General features: G+C 71.7%; 16 protein-coding genes. 12 read left to right on the plus strand and 4 right to left on the minus strand.

All coding sequences use genetic code 11. From position 1 onward, the window contains the following. The first annotated feature begins 88 nt into the window (after nucleotides 1-88). From ACN28I_RS36620 to ACN28I_RS36665, 10 genes are all read left to right on the plus strand, one after another. Entirely contained in the window at nucleotides 89-619 is a 531-nt protein-coding gene (locus tag ACN28I_RS36620) for a hypothetical protein (RefSeq protein ID WP_420946535.1), read from the plus strand. A 7-nt stretch (nucleotides 620-626) separates the two neighbouring features. Continuing rightward, nucleotides 627-896, plus strand: coding sequence for a hypothetical protein (locus ACN28I_RS36625; protein WP_420946536.1), 270 nt, complete (start codon nucleotides 627-629; stop codon nucleotides 894-896). 171 nt (nucleotides 897-1,067) lie between these two features. After that, nucleotides 1,068-2,471 carry a hypothetical protein gene (locus tag ACN28I_RS36630; protein ID WP_420946537.1) on the plus strand — a complete coding sequence of 468 codons (1,404 nt, stop codon included), beginning with the start codon at nucleotides 1,068-1,070 and terminating at the stop codon, nucleotides 2,469-2,471. Between the two features lie 14 nt (nucleotides 2,472-2,485). Then, nucleotides 2,486-3,481: an AAA family ATPase gene (locus ACN28I_RS36635; protein WP_420946538.1), complete on the plus strand. Its 996-nt coding sequence runs from the start codon at nucleotides 2,486-2,488 to the stop codon at nucleotides 3,479-3,481. After that, the gene (locus tag ACN28I_RS36640) at nucleotides 3,474-5,279 is read left to right on the plus strand and encodes a hypothetical protein (RefSeq protein WP_420946539.1); all 1,806 of its coding nucleotides are present in this window, start codon (nucleotides 3,474-3,476) and stop codon (nucleotides 5,277-5,279) included. The genes ACN28I_RS36635 and ACN28I_RS36640 overlap by 8 nt, the downstream gene beginning before the upstream one ends. Then, the gene (locus ACN28I_RS36645) at nucleotides 5,276-6,259 is read left to right on the plus strand and encodes an ATP-binding cassette domain-containing protein (protein ID WP_420946540.1); all 984 of its coding nucleotides are present in this window, start codon (nucleotides 5,276-5,278) and stop codon (nucleotides 6,257-6,259) included. Before ACN28I_RS36640 ends, ACN28I_RS36645 begins: the two co-directional genes overlap by 4 nt. Beyond that, nucleotides 6,256-7,761, plus strand: a complete 1,506-nt coding sequence (locus ACN28I_RS36650; protein ID WP_420946541.1) for an ABC transporter permease — start codon at nucleotides 6,256-6,258, stop codon at nucleotides 7,759-7,761. The genes ACN28I_RS36645 and ACN28I_RS36650 overlap by 4 nt, the downstream gene beginning before the upstream one ends. Then, nucleotides 7,758-8,621 (plus strand): DUF58 domain-containing protein, encoded by an 864-nt coding sequence (locus tag ACN28I_RS36655; protein WP_420946542.1) that lies wholly within the window; start codon nucleotides 7,758-7,760, stop codon nucleotides 8,619-8,621. Before ACN28I_RS36650 ends, ACN28I_RS36655 begins: the two co-directional genes overlap by 4 nt. Nucleotides 8,622-8,694: 73 nt before the next feature. After that, nucleotides 8,695-9,558: a hypothetical protein gene (locus ACN28I_RS36660; RefSeq protein ID WP_420946543.1), complete on the plus strand. Its 864-nt coding sequence runs from the start codon at nucleotides 8,695-8,697 to the stop codon at nucleotides 9,556-9,558. Next, complete coding sequence (locus ACN28I_RS36665; RefSeq protein ID WP_420946544.1) at nucleotides 9,555-11,288, plus strand: BatA domain-containing protein; 1,734 nt, start codon at nucleotides 9,555-9,557, stop codon at nucleotides 11,286-11,288. Before ACN28I_RS36660 ends, ACN28I_RS36665 begins: the two co-directional genes overlap by 4 nt. A 12-nt stretch (nucleotides 11,289-11,300) precedes the next feature. On the opposite strand, the gene ACN28I_RS36670 is transcribed toward ACN28I_RS36665, so the two are convergent. Both ACN28I_RS36670 and ACN28I_RS36675 read right to left on the minus strand, forming a co-directional pair. After that, nucleotides 11,301-11,693, minus strand: a complete 393-nt coding sequence (locus ACN28I_RS36670) for a YkgJ family cysteine cluster protein (RefSeq protein WP_420946545.1) — start codon at nucleotides 11,691-11,693, stop codon at nucleotides 11,301-11,303. 376 nt (nucleotides 11,694-12,069) lie between these two features. Continuing rightward, a complete protein-coding gene (locus ACN28I_RS36675; protein WP_420946546.1) occupies nucleotides 12,070-12,738 on the minus strand; it encodes a hypothetical protein in 669 nt (222 codons plus the stop codon). 183 nt (nucleotides 12,739-12,921) lie between these two features. Between ACN28I_RS36675 and ACN28I_RS36680 the strand changes: the two genes are divergently transcribed. Continuing rightward, complete coding sequence (locus tag ACN28I_RS36680; RefSeq protein WP_420946547.1) at nucleotides 12,922-15,678, plus strand: VWA domain-containing protein; 2,757 nt, start codon at nucleotides 12,922-12,924, stop codon at nucleotides 15,676-15,678. 9 nt (nucleotides 15,679-15,687) lie between these two features. Here the strand turns inward: ACN28I_RS36680 and ACN28I_RS36685 are convergent, their stop codons facing one another. Next, nucleotides 15,688-17,118, minus strand: a complete 1,431-nt coding sequence (locus ACN28I_RS36685) for a hypothetical protein (protein WP_420946548.1) — start codon at nucleotides 17,116-17,118, stop codon at nucleotides 15,688-15,690. After that, complete coding sequence (locus ACN28I_RS36690) at nucleotides 17,087-19,450, minus strand: hypothetical protein (protein WP_420946549.1); 2,364 nt, start codon at nucleotides 19,448-19,450, stop codon at nucleotides 17,087-17,089. The genes ACN28I_RS36685 and ACN28I_RS36690 overlap by 32 nt, the downstream gene beginning before the upstream one ends. Nucleotides 19,451-19,690: 240 nt before the next feature. On the opposite strand from ACN28I_RS36690, the gene ACN28I_RS36695 reads away from it, so the two are divergent. Next, a complete protein-coding gene (locus ACN28I_RS36695; protein WP_420946550.1) occupies nucleotides 19,691-20,746 on the plus strand; it encodes a hypothetical protein in 1,056 nt (351 codons plus the stop codon). Nucleotides 20,747-20,750 lie beyond the last annotated feature (4 nt).

Consider the following 20,750-nt stretch of genomic DNA (forward strand, 5'->3'; position numbering starts at 1 on the left):
AGCAGCCACCCTTTGGATCACCCCGGGTTGGCGTCGCGAGGACGGGCGCCATCTTTGGCCTGTCTCGTAATCGACAGGAGGGGTTTCCATGTTCAAGGGTTCGGGGTGGTTGACCGCTGGCGTGGCCGCGCTGCTGGTCACCGCCGGTTGCAAGCAGCAGGGGCAGCAACAGCAGCAGGACATCCAGGGCGATGCGCGCGCCCAGGTGGAGTCGGCGCAGGAGCGCTCGCAGCAGGCGATGGAGCAGGCCAAGGAGGTCCAGGCCCGGGCGGCCGATGAGCAGAAGCACGTCGCGGACGCCCGCCAGGACGTGGAGAAGGCCCGGCAGGAGCTCCAGGAGGCCGAGGCCAAGGCCCAGAAGGAGTTCCAGGAGGCCCAGACGGCCCAGCAGCAGGCCAGCAATCAGGCAACGCAGGCCCAGGCGGAGATCCAGCAGTCCCAGCAGCAGGCCCTGGAGGCCCAGCGCCAGCAGCAGCAGGAGATGGCGCAGGCCCAGCAGCAGGCCGCCCAGCAGCAGGAGCAGACGGCGCGCACCCAGCAGCAGAGCGCCCAGCAGCAGGGGAGCCAGCAGCAGCAGCAGCTGGTGACGGGCCAGGTGGTGCAGCTCGAGCCCGGATGAGCTGCTGTTGAGCAGCGCGGGTGGGGCGGGGCAGCCGCAGATCCGCCTGCAGCTCAACGAGCAGACGCAGGTGCTGGTGGATGGGCGTCAGGGCTCCCCCGCGGACATCGCCGAGGGCAGTCAGGTGCGCGCCTCGTACCAGGACATCGGCGGAGAGCCGACGGCGCTGCGCGTGGACGTGACGAGCCGCGGCCTGGGCACGGGCGGCAGCCAGGACCCGGGCACCCAGAGCCAGGACCCGGGCAGCCAGAACCAGGACGGTCAGTTCCAGCAGTAGCCACGGGACGTTGAAGGCGACGCGGGGCTCCGGCGACTCGAAGGCCGGGGCCCCGTCGTGCATGGGTGCAATGGTTTGGAACCAGCTGCCCCATCCCCTCGTCTCGGGGGAACTCCCTGGAGCAGGTGGCTTGTGGAAGGGCGGCTGACTGTCCGAGACTCGGAAGCTCTCATGCCCGCCAGCGATGAACGCCGCCTGCAGGCCCTCGTCCTCGCTCCCGTCCGGCGCGTGCGGCGGCGCCTCAATGCCGTCATCTGGGCCGAGGCGGGCATTGCCCCCGTGTGGGCCGCCGCCACCGGGTGTGTGCTGGCCCGCCTGTTGTTGCGCGATGCCGCCGCCTGGGTGCTGCCGGTGCCGCTGCTCGCCGCGGGCGCGTGGTGGTTCGTCCGCTGCCGCGCCCGGAGCGTGTCCCTGACACACGCGGCGGTGCTGGCGGACCGTTCGGCCGGCGCGGGCGGCCTGCTGCTCACCCGGCTGGAGCGCCCCGTGGGCGAGTGGGAGCTCTCCGCCAACCAGTACGCCCGCGCGGTGACGCTGCCCCCGGTGGCCTGGAAGCGCCCGGCCGGGGCGTTGCTCGCGGCGCTCGTCTTCCTCGCGGTGGGCTTCCTCCTGCCGCTGCCCGCCCGTCAGGTGCGCCCCGCCAACGCGGCCGCCGCGGCGAAGGTGGCCGCCGTGCAGGCCAAGGCCGAGGCCCTCTCCCGCGAGGAGCCGCTGGGCACCCCCCTGGAGGACGAGCTGCGCCGGCTGTCCGAGGAGGTCGCCGAGGGCCGCTTCGACTCTGCCGACTGGGAGGCCGCCGACAGCCTGGAGAAGTCGCTCGAGGCCCGTGCCGCGAAGGCCGCCGCCGAGCTGGCCGCCGCGTCCGAGGCCGCCCGGGACCTGGCGGAGTCGCTGGATGCCGCCGCCGGAGCCGAGGCCGCCGCCCGGGAGCGCGAGGCCCTCGAGAACGCGCTGATGGCCCTGAGCGCCGACAACGCCGCGCAGTCCCAGCAGGGCCAGGGCAATGAGCACCCTTCCTCCGGCAACGCAGGGGGCGCCCCGGGCGCGGGGGATGGTGGCACCGGCCAGGGGCAGGCGAAGCAGGGGGGCTCCGGCGAGGGCGTGCGCTCGCGTGACGAGGTGGCCAGCCTGCGCGAGACGCTCGAGCGCCGCCAACGTGAGCTGGAGCAGCGCTTCGGCCAGGGCGCCGGGCGCAACGGCTCGCGGCCCGGAGAAGGGCAGGGCGAGGGCGAGGGGGAGGGGCAGGGACGCCAGGGCGGCCACGCGAGCCGCCAGACGAAGCCGGGCAAGGGTGGCACGGGACGGGGTGGAGAGAGCCAGCCGCTCGTCTTCGGCGAGAAGGCGGAGATGGACCCGGAGCGGCTCTCCTTCAAACCCCTGCCCAAGGGACAGGGCGGCGAGGCGCAGGGACTGTGGGGGCTGCGTTCCGCGGAGCCCCAGCGGCGCGAGGGGGGCGGAGGCGGCGGCGGGCAGGGGACGGGCGCCCAGGGCGACGCGGAGGCGGGACATTCGGAGGGGCCGCTGCTGCCCCGCAACCGGGAGCTGGTGAAGCGGTATTTCGGGGGGGAACCCTAGGACAGGAGTCGGCCGTGTCGGAACTGTTGAGCCCCGCCGAGGTGCAGGGCGCGGCGGAGAGGGTGGCGCAGCTCCAGAAGGGGCTGAACCAGGTGTTGCTCGACCAGACGCAGGTGGTGGATCAGGTGACGGCGGCGGTGCTCGCGCGCGGCCACGTGCTGCTCGAGGGTCTGCCGGGCCTGGGCAAGACGGAGCTGTGCAAGGCGCTCGCGCGGCTGCTCGGGCTGCCCTTCCGCCGCATCCAGTTCACCCCGGACCTGCTGCCCGGGGACATCACCGGCACCTACGTCCTCGAGGGCGATGGCCGCCGCGACTTCACCTTCCGCGAGGGGCCCCTCTTCGCCAACGTGGTGCTCGCGGACGAAATCAACCGCTCCAGCCCCAAGACGCAGTCCGCGCTGCTGGAGGCCATGCAGGAGCGCGGCGTGACGGTGCTCGGCCACACGCGTCCGCTGCCCGACCCCTTCTTCGTGCTCGCCACGCAGAACCCCATCGAGCTGGAGGGCACCTATCCGCTGCCCGAGGCGCAGCTCGACCGCTTCCTCTTCCGCGTCCAGGTGCCGCCCGTGGGCGCCAAGACGCTCACCACCCTGCTCACCACGCGCGTGCGCGGCACCCCGCCCGTGCTGCCGCCGGTGACGGACGCCGAGGGGCTCGCCTCCCTCTTCGCCACGGTGGACCGGGTGCACCTGCCCGTGCCGGTGGCGGACTTCATCGGCCGGCTGGTGGAGTCGAGTGACCCGCGCGGCCCGGGCGCGCCCGAGCCGGTGCGCCGCTTCGTACGTTATGGGGCCAGCCCTCGCGCGGCGCTGGCGCTGGCCGCGGCCGGACGGGCGCTCGCGTTGATGCGGGGCAAGCCCAACGTGGGCTTCGACGAGGTGGTGGCCGCCGCCCCCGCCGTCCTCAACCACCGCCTGGTGCTCGCCTACGAGGCCTCGCTGGAGAAGGTGGGTGCCCTGGACGTGGTGCGCGCCCTGCTCCAGGCCATCCCCGAGGTGCCTCGTGCGTGAGCGTCTTGCCGCCGCGCTGCTCGCCCTGCTGCTGTGCGCGAGTCCCGCGCTGGCCGCGCCCGAGCCGGAGGCGGCCGTGGTGGACGACGAGACCGCCGTCGCGGAGGAGGACTTCGAGACACCCGGCAAGGATTGGGTCCCCGGCTACCAGGAGGTGACGGGCCAGGCGGTGAACGTGTCCGAGGGAGACCTGCAGGCCACGGTGGTCAACGGCGTGCTGCGCCCCATGCGCGGCTACATCCCGCTGGAGGTGACGCTCTACAACCCGGGCTCCACCCCGCGCGCCGTGAGCATCCGCGTCGAGTCCCAGCGGGTGGGCCGCTCCCAGGTGGCCACGCGGCAGGTGGAGGTGGGCCCCCGCCAGCGGCTCTCCGCCTGGATACCCGTGGCCAGCACCGCGCAGGGAGGCCTGGTGCGCGTGCAAAGCCCGGGCGGCTCCTTCCGGCCCTTCAACTTCTACTCGGTGGACCCCACGGGCCAGCCCATGCTCGTGTTGGGCTCGGAGCAGACCTTCGAGTCGGGCACGAAGCTGCCTCGCGTGAAGGAGAAGCCGAAGCTGTCGGTCCGCTTCATCGCGCCGCAGGACGCGCCGCGCGAGCTCGCCCTCTACGTGGGCCATCCCATGGTGGTGGTGGCCGGGGACGTCACCGCGCTTCCGGCGGATGTCTGGAGCGCGCTCGAGGCCTACGCCTCCACCGGAGGCTACTTGATTCTCCTCCGCCCTCCGCGCGACGTGGTGGGACGCCTGCCGCTGCTCACCCAGACGCCCAAGGGCGTGGTCCCCTACGGCTTCGGCCGGGTGCGGGTGTGCGGAAAGGCGGAGGAGTGTGGCGCGGCGCTGCTCGCCGACGTGAACCTCATGGAGGAGGCGAGCCTGGGCCACGTGGGCCTCGTCGCTCCCGCCGGGCCTCCGCCAAGCTGGGAGCGGAGCTTCGGCAACAGCCACATGCTGAGTGACGGGCAGGTGGCACTGCTGCCCGGAGTCCAGGCGCCCGTGGGCCGCTTCCTGCTGCTCATCACCCTCTTCGTGCTGGCGGTGGGCCCCGGGGGCCTCGCGCTCGCCCGGCGCAAGGGGCCTGTGGCGCTGCTCATCGCCGTGCCCTCGGTGGCGCTCGTCACGTGCCTGGCCATCGTCGCCTGGTCCGTGCTCGTGGAGGGCTTCTCCATCCATGCCTCCCGCTACAGCCTCACCTGGCTGGACCGGGACCGGGACCGGGCGCTGACGGCCAGCATCGGCGGCTACTACGCCAACCTGGAGCCGGAGGGCGTGCGCCTCCCGGCACAGGCCGCGCTCCTGGGGCCGGACCTGAACTGGGATGAGCAGGCCATGGAGGCGGACTGGACGAATGGCATGGTGGTGAAGGGCGGCTTCCTGCCCTCGCGCTCCTACCGGGAGTGGGGCGAGGTGGCGGTGCTGCCCTCGCGCGCCCGGCTCACCGTGCGCCGCGAGGGAAACGCGCTGCGCGTGCAGAACGCGCTCGGCGCCCCGCTGGCGGAAGGCTACGTGCGGCTGGACGGCAAGTTGTGGGATTTGCCGGCGCTCGCCGACGGCGCCGAGGGCGAGGCCTCGCTGGCGCACGCTTCCATCGGGAAGGTGTCCTTCACCTGGGTGGTGGGCTTCCCGGAGCATGTGAAGAGCCGCTTCTCGCGCGTGCCCTGGGACACGCTGGACGCGCCCCTGCCGGAGGGGGGCTTCGCCGCGAAGCTGGAGGGAGCGGGACAGACGCCCCTGTCGGCGCTCCCGGCGGAGCTGCACGAGGGCATGCACTTCGTGCACGGAAGGGTGGACGGACCATGAGCCTGCTGGAGGTGAAGGGGCTGCGGCGCGACTACGGCGCCCTGCGCGCGGTGGACGACGTGTCCTTCGAGCTGGAGGCGGGCACCATCCTGGGCTTCATCGGGCCCAATGGCGCCGGCAAGAGCACCACCATGCGGATACTGGCCACCCTGGACACGCCCAACGCGGGCCAGGTGATGCTGGACGGGCACTCGCTGGTGGACACCCCGGACAAGGTGCGGCCGCTCATCGGCTACATGCCGGACCGCTACGGCACCTATGACGACGTCACCGTGCTCGAGTTCCTCGACTTCTTCGCGCGCGCCTATGGCCTCCAGGGCCGGGAGCGGACGAAACGCGTGGCCTCCGTCATGGAGTTCACCGGGCTGCTGCCCCTCCAGGACAAGCTCACCAGCGCGCTCTCCAAGGGCATGAAGCAGCGCGTGGCGCTCGGGCGTACGCTGCTGCACGACCCGAAGCTGCTCATCCTCGACGAGCCGGCGGACGGCCTGGACCCGCGCGCCCGCATCGAGCTGCGCGAGCTGCTGCGCGCGCTCGCCGATCAGGGCAAGGCGGTGCTCATCTCCAGCCACATCCTCACCGAGCTGGCGGAGATCTGCGACACCTGCGCCATCATCGAGCAGGGCCGGTTGCTGGCCACGGGCAAGGTGGCGGACATCCTCGCGCAGGCCGCCGGCACGGCGGTGGCGGAGCTGACGGTGCGCCTCTTCCCGGGCGAGGAGGGCGAGGCGGTGTGGGCGCGCGCCGAGCGGTTGCTGCTGGAGCAGCCCCGGGTGAAGCAGGTGGCGCGCGAGGGCGAGGCGCTGCGGGTCCGGCTGGAGAACGAGGGCGGCGCGGCGGCCGGCAACTGGGTGGACGAGTCGGCGGCGCGGCTGCTGGCGGTGCTGGTGGGGGCGGGCGTGCCCGTGTGCGCCTTCAGCCACCGCGAGCGCAACCTGGAGGATGCGTTCATGCACGTGACGAAGGGGAGGGTGGCGTGAGCGCGCTCGCCACGGACACCGCGGGCACCGCCCCGCGCGAGGAGACCCGGCCCGGAGTGCTGGAGCGGCTGGGGGACAGGCTCAACCCGCTGGTGGTGAAGGAGGTGCGCCAGGGCCTCCGCTCCCGCCTCTTCTGGGTGAGCTTCGGGCTGATGTTGGTGGCCTGCTTCATCCTCTCCCTGGTGGCCTACGCCGCCACGCGGGACGCCGGGCTCACCACCCATGGGCAGGGCTACTTCTTCGCCTTCTTCTTCTGCCAGTCGGTGGTGCACTTCTTCATCATCCCCTACAGCGCCTACCGCTCGCTGGCGCGCGAGCGCGAGGACGAGACGTGGGTGCTGCTCATCCTCACCGGCCTGGGGCCCCGGCGGATCCTGCGCGGCAAGGTGGCCTCCTTCCTGGTGCAGGCGGGGCTGTACACCTCCGCCGTGGGGCCCTTCCTCCTCTTCAGCTACTACCTCAACGGCATCGACCTGCCGACCATCCTCCTGGTGCTCGGGCTGGGCGCGGGCTGGCTCGTCTTCCTCACCGTGGTGGCGGTGTGCGCGGCCACGCTCGCCGACGGGCGCATCGGCCGCGCCCTGGTGCACTTCGTCCTGCTGGGCACGTTGGGCATGTCGATGCTGTACAGCCTGATCGCCGCCTGGTTCTTGAGCGACCAGGGCTACCGCTCCACCGCGCGTGATGAGGACTTCCTCATCGGCCTCGGCATCTTCCTCTGGGTGATGCTCTCCTATGGGTGGGTGCTCTTCGAGACGGCCGCCGCGCGCCTGTCGCTGGTCACGGAGAACTACACCCACGGCCCGCGGCTGGCGCTCACCCTGCAGATGCTGCTCTCCGCGGTGCTGCTGGTGGGACTGTGGTTGATGGACACCCCGGGCACGGCCACCGCCGGGGCGGCGAGCATCCTCGGGTGCCTGCACCTGACCCTCATCGGCATCTTCGTGGCCACGGACGTGGACGGCCAGGCCCGTGCCCTGCGCGCCCACACGCGGCCCTTCTCCCTCCTGCGCCCGGGGGCGGTGCGGGGCTTCCGGCTCATCGTCCTGCTGGTGCTCGGCTGGACGGCGCTGTGCTGCGGGCTGCTCTCCCTGTCCGTGAGCAACGGCGGCGTCACCGAGCACCACCTGCTCACGGTGCTCGCCGCGCCGGCGTACGCCATCTTCTTCCTGTCGCTGCCGTTGGTGGTGGGGCGCCTGCCGCGCTCGGACCGGCTCGCCTCCCCGGCCGTGGTGCGCGTCCTCTTCTTCGCGCTGGCGGGCCTGGCCGGAGCGCTGCTGCCGCTGCTGGCCGTCCTCTTCGACCAGCGCGTGGATGACCCCCTCTTCAACCTGCTCAACCCCTTCCTCGGGCTGGATAACTTCAGCGACTACGACTACTCGCTGAACGAGACGAAGATGAGCCTGGGGCTGCTCGCCTGCGTGTGGGGGATGGCCGTGCTCGCCGCCTTCACCGCGGACCGGGCCCTCGTGGCTCGCGAGCGCCGGATCCACGCCTCATGAGCACCGCCCTGGACTTCGACGAGGCGGAGGTGGCCCGGCTGGCTCCGGGCCTCGCCCTGGCGTTGCCACGGACGCCCCACCGGGGCCGGACTGGCGAGGTGCGTGCGTCCTCGGCCGGATCCTCGCTGGAACTGCACGACTTCCGCGCCTACCAGCCGGGAGACGACCTGCGGCAGATGGACTGGAACGCCGTGGCACGCACCGGTGAGTTGATTCTGCGCGTGCGCCAGGACGAGGTATCCCCGCGCCTGGAGGTGCTGCTGGACGGCTCGCGCAGCATGGCGCTGTCGCCGCGCAAGGCCGGGTGCGCGCGCGAGCTGGCACTGCTGGCCACGGAGGTGGGAGCGCACCAGGGACTCAGCCCCACGCTGCTGGTGGGCGGCGCGCGTCCGGAGCGCGTGCAGGGCCAGGTGTGCCGCTCCGCCCTGCGCTCCGCCACCTTCGATGCGAAGGACGATCTGCACGCCGCCCTCGGACGCCTGCCGCCGCTGCGCCCGTGCGGCCTGCGCGTGGTGGTGAGCGACTTCCTCTTCGAGGCCCCGCTGCCATCCCTCGTGTCGCGGCTGGCGCAGGGGGCGGCGGCCCTCTTCCTGGTGCAGGTGCTGGACGCGGAGGATCTCGATCCCACGGGAGGCGAGGGCGCGCGGCTGGTGGACGCGGAGAGCGGCGCGGCGCTGGAGGAGCTGCTCACCGAGGACGTGCTGGCCGCCTACACCCGGCGCTTCGCCGAGCACCAGAAGGTCCTCGGGGCCGCGGCGATGAGGGCCCGGGCGATGCACCTGGTGGCCCCCGCGCCGCGGGCCCTGCGCGCGCTGGTGGCCGGAGCGCTGCGGCCCCTCTTCCTCCCAGCGGGCGGTTGACGTTCGCCGAGTGGCCCGGTGTTCCGCCTCGGAGGTATGGTGGCCATGCTCCTCCGGCCTCTGAAAGCCCGCCATGTCCGTTGCCGCCCCTCTCTCCCGCTTCTCGCGGACGCAACTCGCGGTCCTGCTCGCGGCCGCCGCCATCGGTCTCTCGGTGCTGCCCTTCATCCAGGGCCTCGGCCTGAACTGGTCCCTGATGATGCTGGCCCTCGGACTGCTCGTCTTCGTGGAAGAACAGCGCACCGCCGGGCAGCCGCTCCCGCACTGGCTGCGGTGGGTGGAGCAGCTCCCTCCCGGAGCGTGGCACCCGTGGTTGCGCCCCACCTTCACCCTGCTCCCCCTCGCGCACGCGGTGCACCAGTTCGGTCTCGGCCTCACGCCCCTCCTCTGGCTGCTCGCGGCCTGGCTGGCCGGCTCCGAGCAGGTGCGCCAGCGGCTCGCCGTGCTCCCAGCCGGTGAGCGCTCCTGGGCCTCCGTACGCACGGGGCCCCGCCTCTGGGTGCTGGTGGCGCTGGGCGTGTGCCTCCTGGCCTTCCACCTCCCCTGGGTGAAGCATGGGGGCTACTACCGCGGTGCCATCGAGTCCCGGTACGTCAGCGACAATCCGGACCTCCTCGGGGACGTGCCCTACGCCGGCCGCTGGAGGAACGACTACAACCCCGCCGCCTGGTACGTGCCCGAGTTCCGTTACTCCGGCCGCACCCGGCAGGCCTCCGTCTTCGCCCTGTGTCTGCTGCTCCTCCTGGCCGGGACGATGCTGCTCGAGCGGCGCCCGCCGGAGAAGTTCCCGTGGCTGCCGGTGGGGCTCGCCGGAGGACTCACCCTCTGGTGGCTCATCGTCCCGGGCAACGCGGTGGGCTGCTGGCTCTTCCTCGTGGGCGTGCTGGGGCTCGATGTGCTCGCGCTGCGCCAATACGTCGGAGCCTCGCGGGCATGAGCTTCGGCTTCCCGTGGGGACTGCTGGCGCTGGGCGCCCTGGTGCCGCTGGTGGCGGCGTACTTCCTGCGGCGCAAGCAGAAGCCGGTGGTGGTGAGCGCCCTGTTCCTCTGGCGCACGCCCCGTCCCCGCGCCGAGGCCGGCCCTCGTTTCGAGCGCTTCACCCACGAGGCCTCGCTGCTGCTGGAGGCGTTGGCGGTGGTGGCCGCGGCCCTCTTCCTCGCGGACGTGCGCCTGGGTGAGGACGCCCGGACGCGGCACGTGGTGTTGGTGGTGGACGGCAGCCTCTCGCTGTCGGCGCGCGGTGCGGACGGACGCCCGGTGCTGGAGAAGGTGCGCGCGGAGGCGGCCCGGCGCGTGGAGGAGGAGAAGGCCACGAGCGTGACGGTGCTGGCCAGTGGCACGGTGCCGCGCGTGTTGGCGGGGCCGGAGGCGGAGCCCTCGCGGGCACTGGCCGCGCTGGAGTCCTTCCGGGCCCTGGGCGCGGACCACGAGGTGGCACCCACGCTGCTGTGGGCCCAGGAGCTGGCGGGCCCGGGACGGCGCGTGCACTTCTTCACCGATGCTCCGCCCGCGGAAGGCGTGGCCGTGCCCGCGGCGGTGCGCTGGACGGCGCTGGGGGCACCCCGGGACAACGTGGCGCTGGTGTCCGCGTGGCGCCGGGATGAGGGCTCCACGGCCACGGTGACGGTGCGGGTGGCGCGTTTCGGTACGGGGCCCGAGGAGACGGAGGTGCACGCGGTGGCCCGTCCTGGCCCGGGAGCGAAGGAGGGCACCGAGCGGCGCGAGCGGGTGCGGCTGCCCGAGGAGGGCGCGGCCACATTGCGCTTCACCTTCGAGAACGCGGGAGACGTGGAGGTGTCCCTGCCGCCGGACGCGCTGCCCGAGGACGGCGAGGCCCGCCTCCCACCGGCCCCGGAGCGGCGGGTGCGCGTGGCACTGGCCGAGGGACTGGACGCGCAGGTGCGCTCGGCGCTGGAGCGCTTCCTCGCGGTGTCGCCCGGCGTGGAGCAGGGGCCCGGAGAGGGGGCGCTCGTGGTGGGCCCCCGAGGCTCGGACGCGCGGGTGACGGTGGGCGCGGGCGGTGCCGTGCGCACCTTCGTGGGCCCCTTCTTCGCGGAGAAGGGCCACCCGCTGCTGGATGACGTGCAACTGGGCGGCGTGCGCTGGGCGGCCGGCGCCGAGCCACCTCCGGGCCGGGCCTTGATGACGGCGGGGACGGTGGTGCTCCTCTCCGAGGCGGAGGGACAGGTGCACCTCAACGTGGACTTCTCGCGCTCCAACGTGCAGCGCACGCCCGCGTGGCCGGTGCTGCTGGGCAACCTGCTGCGCGAGGTGCGGCGCTCCCAGGAGGGCTTCCCCCGGCGGCAGCTCTCGCTCGGCGAGTCCCTGGCGGTGGTGACGCGCCCGGGCGCCCGCTACACGCTGGAAGGCCCCGAGGGAACGCGGCCCCTCTTCGGCGCGGGGGCCCTGAGCCTGCCGCCTCCCGCGGTGCCCGGACGCTACACGCTGGAGCGGGATGGCGAGCCGGTGGACGCGGTGGAGGTGCTGCCGCTGGATGCGCGAGAGTCGGATCTGCGCGGACGCGGCGAGGGTGACAGGCCCGCGCAGGCCGCGGGGGATGACGACGAGGGAGGCGCCGCTCCGGGACGGGCGCGCTGGCCCCTGCTGGTGCTGCTGGCGGCACTGCTGGCGGACTTCCACCTCACGCGGCGCACCGAGGTGAAGTGAGCCTCTCCCGGGTCAGTCGAGCCCCTTGCGGCCGCGGAACCGCTGTCGCAGAAACCTTCGGGCGTGTCCGTCCGCGATCAGGCGCTGCGCCTTTTTCACGACGGCCTGTGCCTCCTCCAGGGTGACCTCCTCCTCGAGCAGGGATTCAGCGAGCACGCATTGGTAGGCCGCGCAGCTCGCCGGACGGTCCGCGTAGATCTGGCAGTCGCGGCCCTCGAGCGCGGAGCATCTCTGCGGCAGCACCTCCGTACCGCTGCGAAGGGTCCGCGTGGGAATTCCCAGGGCGTGGAGTTGGCCGATTTCCTCGGGCTCCAGTCCGACGTGGGTGAAGAGGCTGCCATCGCAGCACAGGCCGCAGCCACGGCAGAGACGTGAGAGCGGAGATTCGGTGGCGCCATCTTCCATCACCTTCCTATAGCCACGGACGGAGGGCCGGTGCCCGCACAAGCAATGGGGCAGGCGAGGGCTCGCCACTCGTGGAGCCCGGAAGCCCTACGGCTCGTCGGAGCAAGCTCACGCCGCACCGTCACCAACTGAACGTCCGGCATGCACCGGCGGGCCACCATGGGGCGGGACGCCGATGAAACCCACCGGCGTCGTCAGCCAGGCCAGGAGGGGTAGGTCCTGTCAGGGGGGAGGTTCCGGCCGCGACGGGGAGCAACTGGTCCGATTGTTGGACCAGTCGGCACGCCGCGCGGCCGGAAGGCGCCCCGTGCTTTCCCGCGGGACTGCTGGCCGCGCTGCTGGCGGACTTCCACCTCACGCGGCGGACAGCGCGGGCTCAGTAGTCACAGCCCACGGCGTTGGCGACCTCGGCGAGGACCCCTGGCGCGAACACCTGGATGACGGACACCTTGCCATCCATGACCCGGTCGCTGGTCCAGGGGTGCTTCGAATAGTACATGGAGAGGTTGCCCGTATCTCCGGTGGGGAGGGCCTCCTCGAACGAGCCAACGGTCTGCGACACGAGGGTTTCATACCGGACCGTGTAGGAGACCCTGTCCGCGATCGGGCAGCTGTCCGGAAAGTTATCCGACGAGTGGGGGCAGTCGCAGAGGACGATGCGGGTCCCCGCGGGCAGGTTGCGAAGCACCATGGAGCGCGCCTCGTCGTTGGGGATGCCAATGTTGGTCCCCGACGCGGTCAGATCATAGGAACGGAACTCGCCGTAGGGGGGCAGGTAGACCCTGCCCAGCGAGTCCTGGGTGGCATCGTTCCCCTCGAAGAATTCAATCTGGGGAGTCACTGAACCCCCGCCCCCGCCTCCCCCTCCCGGTTCGCAATCCTGGCAGACCGCGGCTTGCTTCGCGGCCGAGAGCGCCTGCTCGACCGGAGCCGTGGCCTCCTCGGGGCTCCCACAGGCGGACAAGACAAGCGCCGCACCGAGCATCATCACTCCGCTCGTCTGAAACACTCCGGCCACGTCCCACTTCCTGGACATCTTCATCATGGTGTTCACCCTCGTTTGAAGTCTTGCGATGGGATCCTTGAAAGCGGACCACGAGGGCCTGTGTAGCCGTGCCGGTGTGACGGGGGTGTGACGGGGTGGGGTTGGAGCTCACGCCGAGGGGCACAGCCCTTGCGCCAGTCCGCCGACTGCGGGAAGGCCCCGCCAGCCTATACTCCAAGACGAATGAGCTTCTCCCTGCCCCAGGCGCTGGTGCTCCTCGTCCCGCTGGGCCTCTTCCTGTGGAAGCGTGGCCAGCGGCCCGGCCCTCCCATGGTGCTGCGGTGGGCCCTGTTGCTCCTCGTGGTGGGCGCGCTGGCCGGCCCCGAGTGGGTGCTGCGCCACGCGGGCAGCGACGTGGTGGTGGTGGTGGACCGCTCGCGCTCCATGCCCGCCGACGCGGGACGCGTGGCCTCGGAGCTGGTGGGCCTGCTGGAGTCGCAGCGGCGCTCCGGAGACCGGGTGGGCGTCATCTCCTTCGGGCGCGAGGCCCGGGTGGAGCATCCGCTCTCGGAGGTGGGGCGCTTCGGCGGCTTCACCCGGACGGTGGACGCGGAGGCCTCGGACCTGTCGGCGGCGCTGGACGCGGCGGGTGCCCTCGTTCCTCCGGGCCGCACGGGCCGGGTGCTGGTGGTGTCCGACGGACGCGCCACCGGAGCGGATGCTCGGGGCGCGGCCCGGCGGCTGGCGGCCCGGGGCATCGCCGTGGACTTCCGCCACGTGGCGCGCGAGGACTCGCCGCTCGATCTCGCCGTGCTCTCGCTGGACGTGCCGGCCGCGGTGAAGGCGCACGAGCCCTTCCAGATGACCGGGGTGGTGGTGGCCTCGGCGCCCGTCACCGGCACCGTGCGCCTGGAGCGCAACGGCCGCGTGCTGGTGAAGGGGCCTTTCGAGTTCCACACCGGGCCCAACCTGCTGCCCTTCCGCGACCTGGTGGACGACCCGGGCCTCGTGGCCTACCGGCTGACGGTGGAGGCGCCCGGCGACGGGGTGGTGGAGAACGACGTGGGCCAGGCGGTGCTGCGGGTGGAGGGCCCTCCCCGGGTGCTGCTGCTCACCGCGCAGCCGCAGGGCACGCTCGCCAAGAGCCTGCGCTCGGCGGGGCTGACGCTGGAGGTGCGCGCGCCCTTCCCCCTGACGCTCGATGCCCTCGACGGGGTGGGCACGGTGGTGCTGGAGAACGTGGACGCCAATCAGCTCGGTGAGCCGGCGCTCCACGCCCTGGCCTCCTACGTGGAGCAGGCCGGTGGTGGACTGGTGATGACGGGCGGCCGCTCCAGCTTCGGCGAGGGCGGTTACCGCCGCTCGCCGGTGGAGCCGCTGCTGCCGGTGTCGCTGGAGATGCGCGAGGAGCAGCGCCGCACGGCCTTGGCCATGAGCGTGCTGATGGATTGTAGCTGCTCCATGGGCGCCACCGTGCCGGACGGGCGCACGAAGATGGAGCTGGCCGCCGAGGGCGTGGTGGGCGCGCTCACGCTGCTCAACGAGAAGGACGAGGTGTCCGTGCACATGGTGGACACCGAGGTGCACGAGATCTTCCCGATGAGCCCCGTGGAGAACGGGTTGCCCCTGGACGAGGTGTCGCGGGGCTTCAGCGGCGGCGGCGGCATCTACGTGGGCGAGGCGCTGCGCGAGGGCCGCAAACAGATTCTGCGCAGCGACAAGGTCACGCGGCACGTGCTGCTCTTCTCGGACGCGGCGGACTCGGAGGAGCCGGCCGACTACCTGAGGACGCTCGCGGAGCTGCAGGGCCAGAAGGTGACGGTGTCCGTCATCGGCCTGGGCTCGAAGACGGACCCGGACGCGGCGCTGCTCGAGGAGATCGCCGCCAAGGGCGGAGGCCGCGTCTACTTCGCCGAGGACGCGACGAGCCTGCCGCGCATCTTCAGCCAGGAGACCATCGCCGTGGCGCGGGCCACCTTCGTGGACGAGCCCGCTTCGCTCGAGGCGGCGCCGGACCTGCCGCTGCTCGGCAAGCTGCCGGCGCTGGGGCTGCCGCAGGTGGGCGGCTACAACCTCACGTACCTGCGTCCACGCGCGAGCGTGGCCCTGCGAACGCTGGATGACAACGCGGCGCCGGTGCTGGCGCTGTGGCCGCGGGGCTCGGGGCGGGTGGTGGCCCTCATGGCGGAGGTGGACGGCGAGTTCACCGGCGAGCTGCGCACCTGGAGCGGCTTGCGCGCGGCGCTGGAGGGCATGGTGCGCTGGAGCATGGGCGGCGCGGGCGAGGCGGGCGAGGCGGTGGCGCGCTCGGAGCGGCGGGGCAACCTGCTGCGGGTGACGCTGGACTTCGCGCCGGGAGAGGCGCTGCCGGGTGCGCTGCCCTCGCTGGTGCTGCTGCCGGGAGACGGGCGCGGCGCGCCGGTGGAGCTGCCCATGCGCTGGGAGGACGAGGACCGCGTGGCGGCCGAGTACACGCTGCCGGGCAGCGGCACGTGGCACCCGGTGGTGAAGCTGGGCACGCGCGTGCTGCGGGCGCCTCCGGTGACGCTGCCCTACGCGCCCGAGTTCGAGCCCGGCACGGCCCAGGAGGGCCTGGCGGTGTTGCGCGGGGTGGCGGCCGTGGGTGGAGGCCTGGAGCGGCTCTCCATGACGGGCCTCTTCTCGGAGGCGCCCGAGTCCGAGGGCCGCGTGGCGCTGGCGCCCTGGCTGGTGGCCCTGGCGGTGGCGGTGCTGCTGGCGGAGGTGGTGGTTCGCCGCTTCCTCTCGGGCCCGAGGCTCCGGCGCGCGGTGGCTCCTTCCACCGCGGCGGCCGGAGCGGTGCCGGGCCTGTCCGCCCCCGCCTCCGCGAGCCCCTCTCCGGCGATGCCTGGGGCTGGCACGGGCCCCTCTCCGGACGCTCCGGTCGCGGCCCAGGAAGAGACGAAGCCGCGCGAGGAGCGGGGCGTGGACTCGGCGCTCGAGGCCGCCCGGGAGCGGGCTCGCCGCCGCATGGGGCGCTGAGGTCTTCCTTCAGTGGTGCATCGGCGGCTCGGAAGCCTGGACGTCACTGGACGCGGAGGCTCTGTCCGGCGGCTCGGCCGTCTGGTGCGTGGGGATGAACCGCCGGACCAGCCAGTGCTTCCGCCACTGCCTGGCTGTTCTCCCGGGCCACTCCAGTGCCGGGTGCGCGTCGAGCTCGTCGTCGAGTGAATCGAGCAAGGGCTTCAGCTGTTGCTCGGGCTCCGCGAAGCCATGGGACCGGTAGAGTTGCACGTCATCCGCCCACCTCTTGCGCCGGGCGGCCGAGGCGTCCGGATCCACGAGGAGCCGCACCGCCAGGAGGCAGCCCTCATGGGTGCCCGGGACGTGGGTGATCAGGCTGCTGTCCGAGTGGAGCAGGCTCAGGAAGTCCTCGCCGATGCCCGCCCCCCACAACCCGGGCGGCACATAGAAGTCATCTCCCTGCCACACGAGGAGTTGTGTGTCCGTCCCTCCCTCCTCGTAGTGCAGCGGCTCCCCATCGTCATGCCGGGTGCGCACGATGAGCTGGGCGGCCTGGATGTGGTACTGGGGCCTCCCTCCGTAGGGCATGTTGAGCTGGTAGGAGACGAGCGACTCCGGAGGTTTCTGGGGGTGCTCATGGGGGAAGTCATTGGGGCGCCGGCCTCTCTGCTCCATCCAGCACCGCATCGCGAAGCCCTCCACATGGGAGAGCTTTCCAATGTCCGTCCTCTCCATGCCGGGCAGGCCGAAGTGCTCCTCGAGGAAGAGGGTGAAGCGCGGTGAGTACTGCGTCTTCAACAGCGGCCACCAGGTCCGGAAGAGCGGAGCGTAGGCCCAGCGCGCGAAGTAGTTCATCACCCCCGTGTAGGTGGGGTGGTTGTAATGGACGGCCAGCTTCTCCGCGAGGAACACCTCCTCCATGAAGAGCAGCGCGCGCCTGAGCAGGTGGAGTGCGTCGGCCAGCTCCCGGGCGCTCGGGGCAGGTGGCTCCGCGGCACCGTCTGCCTCTTCCTGGTTCCCATGCGGCTGCTTGGACAACGCCCTCCGGTGCTCCCAGAGCTGCTGCTTGGCCCGCTCGTCCAGCTCCGTGATCTCGTTGAAGACCTGCCGGAACAGCTTCCGGCCGCTCTTCTCCTGCAGCAGCGTGTCGAGCGACGCGGCCTGGGCGGCGAAGCGCGAGTAGCGCTCCTCGTAGCCGGCGGGCACGGGCAGCCAGTTGTAGCGGGCGCGGGCGAAGACTTGCGCGGCCATGGGCTGATCCTTCATGGCCTCCATCTCCTTGCGCACGGACCGGAAGGCCGTGAGCGCGGCGTGCTCGCCGAGCCGGCGGTACGCCTCCCATTGCGCCTCGTCGTAGAACTGATCTCCCGTCGACTCGTGGGGAAAGGCCGCGTTGCGCGCCTTGTAGTGGGTGATGTCCGCCGGCTCATTGCCCAGCAGGCTGGGCTTGATGAGCAACAGCACTCCGGTGTTGCCGTCCGGGTACTCGATATCCCCGGCGACGATCGTCTGGCGCGACAGGCCGTCGGCTCCCGGGCGCAGGGCCGAGAGATCGATGCGGAAGCTCCACCTTGAAGTCCTCGCGCACGCGCCGTACCGCGTTGGCCAGGTCGTTGAACTCGGCCTCCGTGTCCATGCCGCAGTCGGCGACGAGGATGAACTGGCAGCGCCGGCGCACCAGCTCGTAGAGCGCGAGGTTCTCGAAGTGGCCTCCATCCGAGAGCAGCACGTGCTCGCTCAGGGCCCGGGAACGCCCGAACAGCTCCGCGTAGAAGGGCCGCCCCACCCACACGGGCTTCTTCGTCGATTTTCCCGCCCGGGTGGGATGGCGCGACCACATTCCCAGGCGGAGGTTGAACGCGGTCATGAGGAAGGTGACGGCGGGTCCCATCCGCATGGACATGGAGCCCATGTGCGAGTTGAGGGCCGCTCCCGAGGCCGTGATGGCCGACGCGAGGGTCGGCACGGGCGCGGCTTGTCCCATCTCCTCCCAGCGCTTTCCCTCTTCTCCCACGGAGAAGCCCAGGCTCGAGAGCACCGCGCTGGTGGCTCCCCGGTAGAGATTGAGCATGGGGTCTTCTGGCGCCAGGTCATTGGCCGTGCAGCAGATGAGGTGGAAGGGCCCGGCCTGGTACTTCAGCTCGTCGAGGGGCAGGTCATCGTCTTCGTGGGGCTCGGTCTGGCCCGGCGCCTGTCCGTGGGCCGCGCCGATGAAGGTCCGCGCGATGCGCGAGCGGTAGAAGGCATGCAACCCCACGTTGTTGGGAGAGAAGAAGAGCAGCGTGAACAGGGTGATGAGGCCCGCCACCAGCAGGGGCACGCCGAGCCAGTACGGGCCTTCCTTCGCCGTGAGCTGCAGCAGCCGCACCATCCCGAGGGCGAGCAGGATGAGGGTGGCGTACGCCAGGAGCTGGGGAAGGAGCGCCTTGGCCTTGCTCTTCCAGGTGGGGTTGACCGGTTTGCTCGCCTCCCTGCCGAAGAGCTGCTGCACCTTCGCGAACAGCGCCGCGAGCGCCAGGATGGATCCAATCCATCCCGTCCTCACCAGCGCCTGGTAGTCCTGGTAGGTCGGGCTGCCTTCCCGGAGTTGCCCGAGGGCCTGCCCGGTGAGCCAGAACGCGGCGAACACCGACCAGAGCGCCGCGAGGATGAGCAGCCGGCTGATGAGCCGATCAGACGCGCTCTCCGTCTCGCACTGCCACTGTTGCGTCATCCACCGCGACAGGCTCCAGCGCCTCAGCACGAGCACTCCAGCCGCCGCCACCCAGGCGAGGGCGGGGGAGAACACGTAGAGCCGCTCTCCCAGGTGGAGGCCCGTTTTCAGCGGCCGCGTCTCCTCCAGCACCATGCCCAGGTGGGTCAGGGCGTTCTCCCTGTTGACGTAGAGGAGCCAGGCCCAGACTCCGAGCACGACGAGCGACGTCCGCAGCGTGGTGTTCCGGTAATAGCGGGAGACCTTCTGTGCGCGAGCCGGTGTGTCCTTGGATGCCGGGCAGGAGCCCGTCTGGCCGGGAGTCCGCGGGCCGCGGACCCTCTTCACCCGCTCTTTCAGCGCGAGGAGCCGCCGCTCGCAGAAGATCAGCCACGCGCACGTCACCAGGAGCATCACGGCGCCCGAGAGGAGCAGCTGGGCGAGGGCCGGTGTCTGCCCCTTCTCCCATCCGGCGAACAGGAGCCAGGCAATCCCATACCAGCCGAGGAGCACCAGCGCGATGAGGGAGAGCGTGGCGAGGAGCGCGGGGAGGATGGCGCTCAGCGTCGCGGTCATCAGCCTCCCCGTGTCGGGGCTCAGCAGTCCCAGGCGGGGGCTCAGGAAGTTGCTGAACTCCCGCAGGTGGCGCACCTCGCGCAGGTGTGTTCCTCGCGACCTGTCATCGAGCGTGGGAAAGAGCGGCGGCTCCGCCTCCGTCCGCTGCTTCGTCTGCTGCTTCTCCTGTTTCTCCTTCTGCTTCTGCGCGTGATGCCGCCAGGCGGTCCAGAAGCCACCGGTGTAACCCCCGCCCGAGACGGTGGCGAGGTAGTCGAACATCCCCAGCAGGTTCAGCTGGTGCAGCCCCTGCAGCAGCCCCAGGTTGAACGTCGCGCTGCGCATGCCTCCCCCCGAGAGCGCCAGCCCGCACAGCGCATGCGGCGGCCGGGGGACTTGTCCCGAGCCGTCCGCGGGTGGCGGACTTCCGTCTCCCGGCGGGCACTTCGGCCCGTCCTGTTTCTCCTTCAGGAAGTTCTTCTCGTACTCGAGGATGCTCTCCTTGCCGCTGACGGGTTCCCCGGAGCCTGGCTCGTTGCTCATGTCGACTCCCGCGAATGCCGTGCGAAGCGGAAACGCCTGACAGCCCGAATGAATCGGCAATCACGGTAGGCACTCGTCCCACATGGAAGGGATTGTCTCGGGGCAGGGCTCGATTGTTTTCTGGCCCCCATCTTCTAGAAAAACGAGAAATCCGGTCTTTCCTGGTGCTAAGACGCGTCCTCCCCCCGCCGTGGGGCAGGGCACCCCCGCCCGGTTCCGCGGCCATCCCCGAGGCACGTGATGAAGCTGCGATACACGCTGTTGCTGTTGCCGGCCCTGTGGGCCGCGGGCTGCGGTCCCTCCGAAGAGGAAGTGGTGGTGGACGAGCTCACGGGCCAGGTGCTCGAGCCGGCCACGACCGAGTACGACATGCACCGGCTGCTGGAGGACACGGACATCACCGGCGGCCAGTGGATTACCGTCGCCCAGGTGCAGGCGTTCCTGCAGCAGAAGGGCTCGTACCTGGCCACCTACAAGGATCCGGCCTGGAACAACAAGACGGCGGCGACGCTCATCGTGGAGCAGTCCAAGCTGCAGACCATCAGCCCGTTGTACATGCTGGCCCGCATCCAGACGGAGTCGAGCCTCATCACCAGCGGCACCTCCACCAACCTGGCCAAGGCCACCGGCTGCGGCTGCCCGGACAGCGGCGGGTGCAGCTCCTCGTACGCGGGCTTCGGCAAGCAGATCGAGTGCTCGGCGAAGAAGCTGCGCGGCTACCTCATCGACCTGGACGCGGGCCGGGCCACCATCTCCGGGTGGAAGCCGGGCGTGACGAAGAGCACCTCGGATCCGTGCTCGGTGCGGCCCGTCAACAAGGCCACCGCGGCGCTCTACACGTACACCCCGTGGGTGGGCGCGTACGCCATCCAGTGCGGCCGCAACGACATCGGCGGCTCGTCGCTGGTGGCGGTGAAGTACAACCAGTTCAAGACGGAGTACAACTGGGGCACCGGCGGCGGCACCACCGTCACGTGCTACACGGGCACGCTGGAGAAGAACGTGGCCGTGGGCACGTGCGTGCAGAGCTCCTCGGACGCCATCTGGCGGCAGTGCCAGGCCGATGGCACCTTCACGGCGGGCACCACCACCAAGCCCACCACCTGCACGGCCTCCTGGCCGTGGTGCTCGTCCGCCACGCTGGGCCGCTCGGTGCCGGCGCGCACGTGCGTGCAGTCCAGCGGTGACTCGCAGTGGCACCAGTGCGGCGCCGAGGGCGCGTGGCAGTCCGCTCCGAGCGCTCCCATCTCGGGCGCCGGCCCGGTGGGCAGCTGCTACGCCACCTACGCCCTCTGAGGCG

The organism is Archangium gephyra, from assembly GCF_049060025.1.
Lineage (GTDB): Bacteria > Myxococcota > Myxococcia > Myxococcales > Myxococcaceae > Archangium > Archangium gephyra_A.

What these genes read in the sequence shown, in the direction of transcription:
- ACN28I_RS36690 (WP_420946549.1), bottom strand. Translation starts at nt 19,450, where the DNA reads ATGAGCAACGAGCCAGGCTCCGGGGAACCCGTCAGCGGCAAGGAGAGC.
- ACN28I_RS36620 (WP_420946535.1), top strand. Translation starts at nt 89, where the DNA reads ATGTTCAAGGGTTCGGGGTGGTTGACCGCTGGCGTGGCCGCGCTGCTG.
- ACN28I_RS36630 (WP_420946537.1), top strand. Translation starts at nt 1,068, where the DNA reads ATGCCCGCCAGCGATGAACGCCGCCTGCAGGCCCTCGTCCTCGCTCCC.
- ACN28I_RS36660 (WP_420946543.1), top strand. Translation starts at nt 8,695, where the DNA reads ATGTCCGTTGCCGCCCCTCTCTCCCGCTTCTCGCGGACGCAACTCGCG.
- ACN28I_RS36670 (WP_420946545.1), bottom strand. Translation starts at nt 11,693, where the DNA reads ATGGAAGATGGCGCCACCGAATCTCCGCTCTCACGTCTCTGCCGTGGC.
- ACN28I_RS36645 (WP_420946540.1), top strand. Translation starts at nt 5,276, where the DNA reads ATGAGCCTGCTGGAGGTGAAGGGGCTGCGGCGCGACTACGGCGCCCTG.
- ACN28I_RS36655 (WP_420946542.1), top strand. Translation starts at nt 7,758, where the DNA reads ATGAGCACCGCCCTGGACTTCGACGAGGCGGAGGTGGCCCGGCTGGCT.
- ACN28I_RS36695 (WP_420946550.1), top strand. Translation starts at nt 19,691, where the DNA reads ATGAAGCTGCGATACACGCTGTTGCTGTTGCCGGCCCTGTGGGCCGCG.
- ACN28I_RS36675 (WP_420946546.1), bottom strand. Translation starts at nt 12,738, where the DNA reads ATGATGAAGATGTCCAGGAAGTGGGACGTGGCCGGAGTGTTTCAGACG.
- ACN28I_RS36665 (WP_420946544.1), top strand. Translation starts at nt 9,555, where the DNA reads ATGAGCTTCGGCTTCCCGTGGGGACTGCTGGCGCTGGGCGCCCTGGTG.
- ACN28I_RS36680 (WP_420946547.1), top strand. Translation starts at nt 12,922, where the DNA reads ATGAGCTTCTCCCTGCCCCAGGCGCTGGTGCTCCTCGTCCCGCTGGGC.